The 9,527-nt window shown below is 56.8% G+C and carries 7 protein-coding genes and 1 pseudogene; 7 read left to right on the top strand and 1 reads right to left on the bottom strand.

The window, feature by feature from the left end; all coding sequences use genetic code 11:
- Positions 1-602, bottom strand: a pseudogene (locus Q0Z93_RS08305) (hypothetical protein); the annotation flags it as partial.
- Between the two features lie 140 nt (positions 603-742).
- Between Q0Z93_RS08305 and Q0Z93_RS08300 the strand changes: the two are divergent.
- The 7 genes from Q0Z93_RS08300 (at position 743) to Q0Z93_RS08270 (ending at position 9,337) form a co-directional block, all read left to right on the top strand.
- A complete protein-coding gene (locus tag Q0Z93_RS08300) occupies positions 743-1,411 on the top strand; it encodes an aspartate kinase (RefSeq protein WP_298064476.1) in 669 nt (222 codons plus the stop codon).
- Positions 1,412-1,414: 3 nt separating this feature from the next.
- A complete protein-coding gene (locus Q0Z93_RS08295; protein ID WP_298064474.1) occupies positions 1,415-1,780 on the top strand; it encodes a DUF454 family protein in 366 nt (121 codons plus the stop codon).
- Between the two features lie 86 nt (positions 1,781-1,866).
- Positions 1,867-5,307, top strand: a complete 3,441-nt coding sequence (gene ileS / locus Q0Z93_RS08290; protein ID WP_298064473.1) for an isoleucine--tRNA ligase — start codon at positions 1,867-1,869, stop codon at positions 5,305-5,307.
- A 289-nt stretch (positions 5,308-5,596) separates the two neighbouring features.
- Positions 5,597-7,015 carry a hypothetical protein gene (locus tag Q0Z93_RS08285; protein ID WP_298064472.1) on the top strand — a complete coding sequence of 473 codons (1,419 nt, stop codon included), beginning with the start codon at positions 5,597-5,599 and terminating at the stop codon, positions 7,013-7,015.
- Between the two features lie 441 nt (positions 7,016-7,456).
- Positions 7,457-8,548, top strand: a complete 1,092-nt coding sequence (gene prfA, locus Q0Z93_RS08280; protein ID WP_298064470.1) for a peptide chain release factor 1 — start codon at positions 7,457-7,459, stop codon at positions 8,546-8,548.
- A 69-nt stretch (positions 8,549-8,617) separates the two neighbouring features.
- Positions 8,618-9,079, top strand: coding sequence for a CCC motif membrane protein (locus Q0Z93_RS08275; protein WP_298064468.1), 462 nt, complete (start codon positions 8,618-8,620; stop codon positions 9,077-9,079).
- A 21-nt stretch (positions 9,080-9,100) separates the two neighbouring features.
- Positions 9,101-9,337 carry a DUF2752 domain-containing protein gene (locus tag Q0Z93_RS08270; protein WP_298064467.1) on the top strand — a complete coding sequence of 79 codons (237 nt, stop codon included), beginning with the start codon at positions 9,101-9,103 and terminating at the stop codon, positions 9,335-9,337.
- Positions 9,338-9,527: the final 190 nt, after the last annotated feature.

The raw sequence follows: 9,527 nt of genomic DNA, 5'->3' as shown, positions 1-9,527 counted from the left end.
GCACTGTAGTCGCTCCCGCCGCGCCCCAGGTTGCTGATATGGCCCGCCGAATCCGTGCAGATAAAGCCCTGGGCGATATAATATATTTCCGGATCGGTGCCGGTTATCAGAGCGGAGAGTTCGTGGCTCAGCCGCGCCGTGTCCGGCTTGCCCTCGGGGTCGGTGTGCATGAATTCCGGCGAGGTCAGCAGCACCGCCCGATGTCCCAGCTCCTGCATGTGGAAGCAGAAGATCGCGCTCGTGAGCAGCTCGCCCTGCGCCAGAATGAGTTTATCCGATATTTCCCCGCGATAGGTGAATACTTCGTTGGCGATAACGGCTAAGCAATCTTCCATCCGGTCCTGCGCCGCCCGTCTGTTATCCCCCAGCAATTCGTCGATACAGGTCGAATATTTGTTCCGGAGCATTTCGACGGTCGCTTTGGCCGTATCGTTGTCCCCCGCCTTTGCCGCTTCCGAGATTTTGACCAAAGCGTCTGTGGTGCCCGACATGGCCGACAGCACCGTCAAACGCGCCCCTTCCGAAACGACGATCCCCGCCACGCGGCGCATGTTAGCCGCCGAGCCGACCGAGGTGCCGCCGAATTTGAGTGTTTTTATCATGATTGGCGTTAAATTACGAACAATTTGTTTAGTTTTGCGTATATTGAAGTCTGAGTGACAGGCTGCAAATTTACACAAATGGCCTGAAATGGAGCGAGGCGGGAATAAATTGTTCAATAATCCGAGAAACTGTTAAAAATATGACGAGCATACCGGCGGTGGTCGAGGAGATCATCAAGAAGAAGCCTTTCCTGGAAAATGCCCTGATCGAAGGGTTGGTCAATCTTTCGGCGCTGGCGCGCAAACTCAAGCCCGAAGTGGAGAAACAGGCGGGAAGGTCGGTGAACGACGGGGCCATCATCATGGCCCTCAACCGGCTGGTGCCGCGGTTGGAGCTGCTCTCGAACGTGAAATTCCAGAAGGTGATCGAAAATATCGGCGACATCGTGGTCCGGTCGAACCTCGCCGACCTCACGTATCAGAACTCCAAATCGCTGTTCGGCTGTCAGTCGTTGCTGCTGGATCGTGTGCAGAAAACCAAAGATGCCTTCTGCACTTTCTCGCAGGGGATCGGCGAGACGGCGATGGTGGTGAGCAGCGCGCTGGTACCGGTGGCGGAGGAGATTTTCCGGAATGAACGGCAAATCGCCAAATCGGTCTCGCTCTCGTCGATCACGATCAAACTGCCGGCCGAAAACAGCATCTATCCGGGGGTCTACTATTACATATTCAAGGAGCTGGCGTGGGACAACATCAATATGGTGGAGCTGATCAGCACCACCAACGAGTTCACGGTGGTGGTGCACGATGACGACATCCACCGGGCGTTCTCGATCCTGATGGACGTCAAGCGGGGCGCGGCATTGTAAGGTATGAAACGGTTTCTCCTCGCGCTGGGCTGTCTGTGTGTGGGACTGGGATTCGCGGGGGTGTTCCTGCCGCTTTTGCCGACCACGCCGTTCCTGCTGCTGGCGCTGTACCTGTTCTCGCGATCGTCGCCGAAACGACGGCAGGCGCTGATGCGGCACCGCCTGCTGGGACCGTATATAAAAGGTTACGCGTCGAAAGCCGGATTGTCGGTGCAGGCTAAGGCGACGACGCTGACGGTGATGTGGGCGGCGATGCTCCTTTCGGTCGTCCTGATCGCCGAAGAGTGGTGGCTCCGGCTGCTGTTACTCGCCGTGGCTGCCGGCATAACGGTGCATATCCTGCTGAAAAAGACGCGCCGGCGCTCCTGACGATTCCCGCCGATTGCGCGGGGCGGAGGGCTTTGTCCTCTTTGAAATAAATCGTACCTTTGCCAATTGCAGAAACGAAACGATCCATGAGCAAGAAATTCACAGAGTATAAAGGACTCGATCTGCCCGCCGCGGGTGCCGAAGTGTTGGCGCAGTGGGACGGGGAGGATACTTTTCATAAGAGCATCGAAACGAGGGAGGGACATCCGACGTTCGTCTTTTACGAAGGGCCGCCGTCGGCCAACGGGGTGCCGGGGATACACCACGTGATGGCGCGGACGATCAAGGATGTGATCTGCCGGTACAAAACCCAGCGCGGGTTCCTCGTGCATCGGAAGGCGGGGTGGGACACCCACGGGCTGCCGGTGGAACTCGGTGTCGAAAAGAAACTGGGGATTACAAAGGAAGACATAGGCAAAAAAATCTCGATCGAAGAATACAACCGGACGTGCCGCGAGGCGGTGATGGAGTACACGGGGCTGTGGAACAAACTGACCCGACAGATGGGCTACTGGGTGGATATGGAGAACCCGTATATCACCTACGACAACAAGTATATCGAGACTTTGTGGTGGATGCTCAAGCAGCTCTATGACAAGGGGCTCTTATACAAGGGATATACCATTCAGCCTTACTCGCCGGCGGCGGGGACGGGCCTCAGCAACCACGAACTGAACCAGCCGGGGTGCTATCGGGATGTGAAGGATACGACCTGCACGGCACAGTTCCGGGTGATCCGCGACGAACGGAGCGAGTTTCTGTTTGCGGCGGCCGAGGGCGGGGAGGATGCTGTGCGGGGGGATTTGTATTTCTTGGCTTGGACGACCACGCCGTGGACGCTGCCGAGCAATATGGCATTAGCGGTGGGGCCGGGGATCGAATATGTGCAGGTGATTTGTGCGAATCCGTATACGGGGAGGGAGCAGACCGTGATTCTGGCCAAAGCGCTGTTGGAACGCACGATGGCGGCTTCCAAGATAACCGATTATACCGTTGTGCGGGAATATAAGGGGGCTGATTTGGCGGGGGTGCGGTATGAACAGCTCATTCCGTGGATCCGGCCGGCGCTGGACGAATTGCAGCAGGGGGATGCTTTTCGGGTGATTGTGGCGGATTATGTGACGGTCGAGGACGGGACGGGGATCGTGCACATTGCGGCGACGTTCGGGGCGGACGACGACCGGGTGTCGAAACAGAACGGCATTGCGCCGATGCTGTTGCTGGACAAGGCGGGCAAGTGGCAGCCGATGGTGGACCGGACGGGGAAATTCTTCCTGATCGACGACTTGGATGCGGAATTTGTAGCCAAATATGTCGATAAATCTTACGGAGAGTTTGCGGGCAAGTTCGTCAAGAATGCCTACGATCCGGCGAAGACGGACAAGGACGAGACGCTGGATGTCGAGATCTGCATGATGCTCAAGGCGGACAACCGGGTGTTCAAGATCGAAAAGCATGTGCACAACTATCCGCACTGCTGGCGGACGGACAAACCGGTGCTGTACTATCCGCTCGACTCGTGGTTTATCCGGACGACGGCGGTCAAGGAGCGATTGATCGACCTCAACAAGACGATCAACTGGAAACCGGCTTCGACGGGGGAGGGGCGGTTCGGGAAGTGGCTCGAAAACTTGGTGGACTGGAACCTGAGCCGGTCGAGGTATTGGGGGACGCCGCTGCCGATCTGGGCGACGGAGGATCATGCGGAGCTCAAGTGCATCGGGTCGGTGGCGGAACTCAAGGCGGAAATCGAGCGGGCGATTGCGGCGGGACTCATGACGGAAAATCCGCTGGCCTCTTTTAAGGAGGGGGACTTTTCCAAAGCAAATTACAATACGTTCGACCTGCACCGGCCGTATGTGGACCACATCGTACTCGTTTCATCCACGGGGAAACCGATGTACAGGGAACCGGACTTGATCGACGTCTGGTTCGACAGCGGGGCGATGCCGTATGCGCAGGTGCACTATCCATTCGAGGTCGGCCCGGCGGATTTTCAGGGGAAAATCTATCCGGCGGACTTCATTGCCGAGGGGGTGGATCAGACGCGGGGATGGTTCTTCACGCTGCATGCTTTAGCGACGATGCTGTTCGACAGTGTGGCCTTTAAAAACATCATTTCCAACGGGTTGGTGCTGGACAAGAACGGGAATAAGATGAGCAAACGGTTGGGGAATGCCGTCGATCCGTTCGAGGTGATGGACAAGTATGGGGCGGATGCCGTGCGGTGGTACATGATTTCCAACTCGCAGCCGTGGGACAACCTGAAGTTCGACGAGGACGGGGTGGACGAAGTGCGGAGAAAGTTTTTCGGGACGCTCTATAATACGTACAGCTTCTTTGCGCTGTATGCCAATGTGGACGGGTTTACTGCATCGTCTGTGGACGGCGCGGATTTTGTGCCGGTGGCGGAGCGGCCGGAGATCGACCGGTGGATCATCTCGCTGCTCAATACGTTGGTAAAAACGGTCACGGACTCTCTGGAGGCGTACGATCCGACGCCGGCGGCAAGGGCAATCGCGGATTTTGTGAACGAAAACCTGTCGAACTGGTACGTGCGGCTGAATCGGAAACGGTTCTGGGGCGGGGGGATGACGCAGGACAAACGGGCGGCGTTCCAGACTTTATACACCTGTTTGAAGACGGTTTCGCTCTTGGCGGCGCCGTTCGCACCGTTCTTCACGGACAGGATGTTCCGCGACCTCACGTTCAATGAGGCGGGGTCGGTGCACTTGGCGGAGTTCCCGAAGTATGATGCGGCGTTAGTGGACGAAGAGCTGGAACGGCGGATGGAGCTGGCGCAGCGGGCGTCGTCGATGGTGCTGGCGCTGCGGCGGAAAGTCAATATCAAGGTGCGGCAGCCGTTGCGGAAGATGATGATTCCGGTCTTGGATGCGGCGGTGCAGCGGCGGCTCGAAGCGGTCGAGACGCTTATTTTGAGCGAAGTCAATGTCAAGGAGGTCGAATACCTGCACGAGACGACGGGGATCATCACGAAGCGGATCAAACCCAATTTCAAAACGCTCGGGCCGCGTTACGGCAAGCAGATGAAGGCGATTGCGGCGGCGGTGGCGGCTTTCTCGCAGGAGGATATAGCGGCGGTCGAATCCTTGACCGAGGGGGCTGTCTACGACCTCCGGCTTGCGGGAGGCGAGGTGCTGCCGGTGGAACGGGCCGACTTTGAAATCACGTCGGAGGATATGCCGGGGTGGTTGGTGGCGACCGAAGGGACGCTGACGATTGCGCTGGACATCGAGGTGACGCCGGAGCTCCGGGCGGAGGGGATTGCGCGCGAGCTGGTCAACCGGATTCAGAACCTGCGCAAAGAGCAGGGGTTCGAGGTGACGGACAAGATCAAGGTCGTCATCGAATCGAATCCCGAGATCGACGATGCGGTGGCACGGTATGCGGAGTATATTGCGGCGCAGACGCTGGCCGGGGGTGGGGTCTCTGTGGCGGCCGGCAAGCAGCGGTCGGCGATCGAGATCGACGACTTGCCGCTGACGGTGACGGTGGACCGGATCTGACCGGTTTTCTGACGAGAACTCCGGATTCACTTTTTCGGGGGATTAGCGAGGGCCTGACACACATGCGTCAGGCCTTCGTTCGTTCTCTCCCTTTCTGCCGGACTGCTTTTCTGCCGGACTGCGGAGAAAAAACGCTCGCAGAACCGGCGGCTGTCGATCTTTTGGAGCAGAGACCGCCCGTGGAGAGTACGATGCCGGCGCGAGCCGAAAAAATGGTTGATAAAGAATGCGGGGACAATAAATATATCATCTCGGAATTTATATCTTTACGGCACAAAACTCTCACTTTATGAAAAGCTCACTTTTTCTGCTCGGACTGATCCCGATGCTCACTTGCGGATGCAGCAAAGCCGATAACCCGACCCCGCCGCCGGACGACGGGGAAGCCAAAGAAGCATACGTCGCTTATTTCACCAAGAGCTTGGGAGGAGACAAAACTCCTTACCCGACCGGCGCTGTCCTGACCGCCGACCAGGTCGCCGAAGAACAGACCGCGGTTTGGGATTCGTGGAAAGCCGCCAACGCCTCCCTCTCGGAAGAAAAGCTGGCCACCCCGACCTCCATGCCGGCCTACACTGCGAATCCGCCGGCAGAAAGCGGAACTTGGTCTTTGGCCGATGCGAACTCGGCCTACTCGGGGAAAATGCCCTATTATTACTTCTCGAAAGGCAGCAAACCGGCGGCAGGGTATCCGCTGTTCATCTTCCTTCACGGTTCGGGGAACGACCCGGTAAACGAACAGTACGCCTGCTTCGGCTGGAGTACCTATTTCCAGGACAGTCCGTGCCTCTACTTTATTCCGCAAAGCCCGAAGGGGGGCACCGGAACCCGTTGGAAACTGAAATCGAGACAGGCGGCCTGGGAAAAGCTGCTGCGGCTCTCTTTCCTGTCGGATGCAGACCCGAACCGGGTCTATTTCATGGGCATTTCGGAGGGGGCTTACGGGAGTCAGAGTCTGGCCTCGTTCTATGCCGACTATCTGGCCGGGGCGGGGCCGATGGCGGGCGGCGAAAATCTGAAATTCGCTCCGCCGGAAAACTATGCCAATATCGCGTTCACCCTGCACACGGGAGATCAAGACGTCGCCTATTCGCGCGACGAGCTGACGATGGCTGTCAATGACGAGCTGAACGAATTGGCGACAACCCATCCGGGATATTACAACCACAACGTCGCACTCATTCCGGGGGCGGCCCACGGGTTCTATTACAACGAAGCCCAAACGACCGAATGGCTGAAAGCTCAGGCGGCGCGCAATCCGTGGCCCAAATATGTCTATTGGGAAAACTTCCCGATGGATGAATCTTACGAAAGCGCTACGCGCTATCGGGACGGGTTCTATAACCTGTATGTAAAGGAACGGTCGAACGACGACGCTTCGTCACGCTCGTGCTACGAAATGACGATCGACGGCAATACGGTGGATCTGGCGGTCAGCACGGTGACCTATGCTCCGGATGTGGTGGGCAGTTACGGCATTCCTTTGACGTACACCAAAACCTACACGCCGGCGACCAAAGGTAAGGTAGTGATCTACCTGAACGACAAGCTGGTCGACTTGGATGAGCCGGTGACTGTCCGGGTGAACGGACGTGAGGCGTTCAAGGGCAAGGTCGAACTGAATGCGGCTCATTTGGTGAACAGCTGCGCGGCGTTCTTCGATCCGGAACGGCTTTTCCCGGCGGCTGTCGAGGTGCAGGTGCAGTAATGTCTGTCGGACTTCCTCGACGGGTGCCAATATAAAAGTTATTTAAATAAACCTATAATTAATTTTAGGCCCTAACAGGTATTTTCGCAATATCGTTGGCGATCTCACTTTGTCAGGCCGAAGCCATCCCGGGCGGAGGGTGTCGAATGACACCCTCCGCCCGGGATGGCTTCGGCCTTAGTGGGAGTGGGCGCGAGGTCGCATATGCAGAACTTTTTATTGTACTACAACCGGTCGCCTCTACCCTGAAGGGGGAGAGCCGGAAGGCAAAACAAGCGCAGCAAAGTTAATCAGGTACAGTTGCCTCCAAGAGGGTAAAGAATAATCAAGACTCAGGCTGTTCTCTCGCGAAAGAGGGCAGCCATTTGCGCATCCGGCACGGAATAAGCCGAAAAAAACATATCTTTGTGATCGAACATCGACGGAAGGAACATAAAATATATGGCAGACAACACCATACTGGCCAAATTAGACGGAATCAAGGAAAAATATGCCTCCATATCGGCCGAGATCACCGATCCGGAAGTGATGAACGACATGAAACGTTATATCCAGCTCAATAAAGAATATAAGGAGCTGGGGCCGATCGTCGAAGCTGCGGACCGGTACCGCACGGCAGTGGCTAACTTGCAGGAAGCCAAAGATATTCTCGTCAACGAGAAAGATGAGGAGATGCGCGAGATAGCCCGTGGCGAAGTCGAAACGCTGGAACCGAAGATCGCGAAGCTCGAAGAAGAGATCAAACTGATGCTCATTCCGGCCGATCCGCAGGACAGCAAGAACGCCATTATGGAAATCCGCGGCGGGGCAGGGGGGGACGAGGCGGCGATTTTCGCCGGCGATTTGCTGCGGATGTACCTCAAATTCTTCGAGCGCAAAGGTTGGAAGGCAGAGATCAACAGCGAGAGTGAAGGAACATCGGGCGGATATAAGGAGGTGGTGCTCAAGGTCTCGGGCGAGAACGTATACGGGACACTGAAATACGAGTCGGGGGTGCACCGCGTGCAGCGCGTGCCGCAGACGGAGACGCAGGGGCGGGTGCATACTTCGGCGGCATCGGTGGCGGTGCTGCCTGAGGCCGAAGAGTTCGACATCGACCTGAAAATGGAAGACATTCGCAAGGATACGTTCTGTGCTTCCGGACCGGGGGGGCAGAGCGTGAACACCACCTACTCGGCGATCCGGCTGACCCATATCCCGACCGGGATCGTGGTGCAGTGCCAGGATCAGAAATCGCAGCTCAAGAACTTCGACAAGGCGTTGGAGGAGTTGCGGACGCGGATTTACAACCTCGAATACCAGAAATACTTGGACGAAATTTCGTCCAAGCGGAAAACGATGGTCTCGACGGGCGACCGGAGTGCGAAAATCCGGACGTACAATTATCCGCAGGGGCGGATGACGGATCATCGGATCGGATACACGATGTACAATCTGCCGGCGTTTATGGACGGCGATATTCAGGAGTGCATCGACAAGCTCCAGTTCGCCGAGAACGCAGAACGGCTGGCGGCGGCCGAGGAGGAGAATTGAATACGGGGGCGGCGACGCTGTCTCTGCTCTCTTTGGATGTATGTATTGTTCACTATAAAGCATTTCTTCATGGAAAATTTCAGCGAAAACCAACCCCAGCAGCCGCAGCAACCGGAACAGCAGGGCTCGTTCCAGCCTCAGCCGGAACAGCCGCAATATCAACAACCGGTGCAGGCTCAGCCGCAGTATCAGTACCGGCCGGGGGGGCCGTCGTGGAAACCGACGGTGCCGAATGCTGTGGCGGTTTTGGTGTTGGGGATTCTTTCCATTGTGACCAGCTGCTGGTTCGTGGGGCTGATTCTCGGGATCGTCGGATTGGCCTTGAGCGGGAAAGGACGGCAGGCGTATCTGGCGGCTCCGGATGCCTACACGGGATACGGAATGCTCAATGCGGGGCGGGTGATGTCGATCATCGGAATTTGTATCGGCGGACTGTATATCCTGTATATCATTGTTTTAGTGGGGATTGTCGGCGTCGGGTTCGGTGTGTTGTCTGAACTGGGGGACGCGTTGTCGCAGGCCGGTTATTGAACGGAGGGGGGAACGGGGCTGATGCCTTGCGCTTATCGGCAGTGGCTCGGCTTCGATTGTCCGTTCTGCGGCGCTCAGCGGGCGGCGTTGCTTCTGTTGCAGGGCAGGCTCCGGGAGAGCTTCCTGCTGTTCCCGGCTTTGTTGCCGCTGGCGGCGACGCTGCTTTTTGTCGGCTGTAAGCGTGCTTTGCGTGTGATGCTGTGGGCTGATCTGGCGATCGTGGTCGGCAGCTGGCTGTTGCGATTGTGGCTGACCTGAGGGCGGAGTATGACTGTCCAACGATTATTTTTCCTCAAAGGCTCTGTCAGGGGCCTTTTTTGCTTATATTTGCTTCATTAATTCGTTCGTTTATTTTCTGCTCTATTGGGAGTGAACTGTTCTCTTTGTGAACAAAGAGAACCAGAAAAACTTTTTGAGATGCTAACGCATCTCTTGAGCCTGCCGGATA

Origin of the sequence: uncultured Rikenella sp. (genome assembly GCF_947628055.1) — a bacterium.
Classification (GTDB): Bacteria; Bacteroidota; Bacteroidia; order Bacteroidales; family Rikenellaceae; genus Rikenella.
This window is presented reverse-complemented; position numbering and strand designations above follow the sequence as displayed.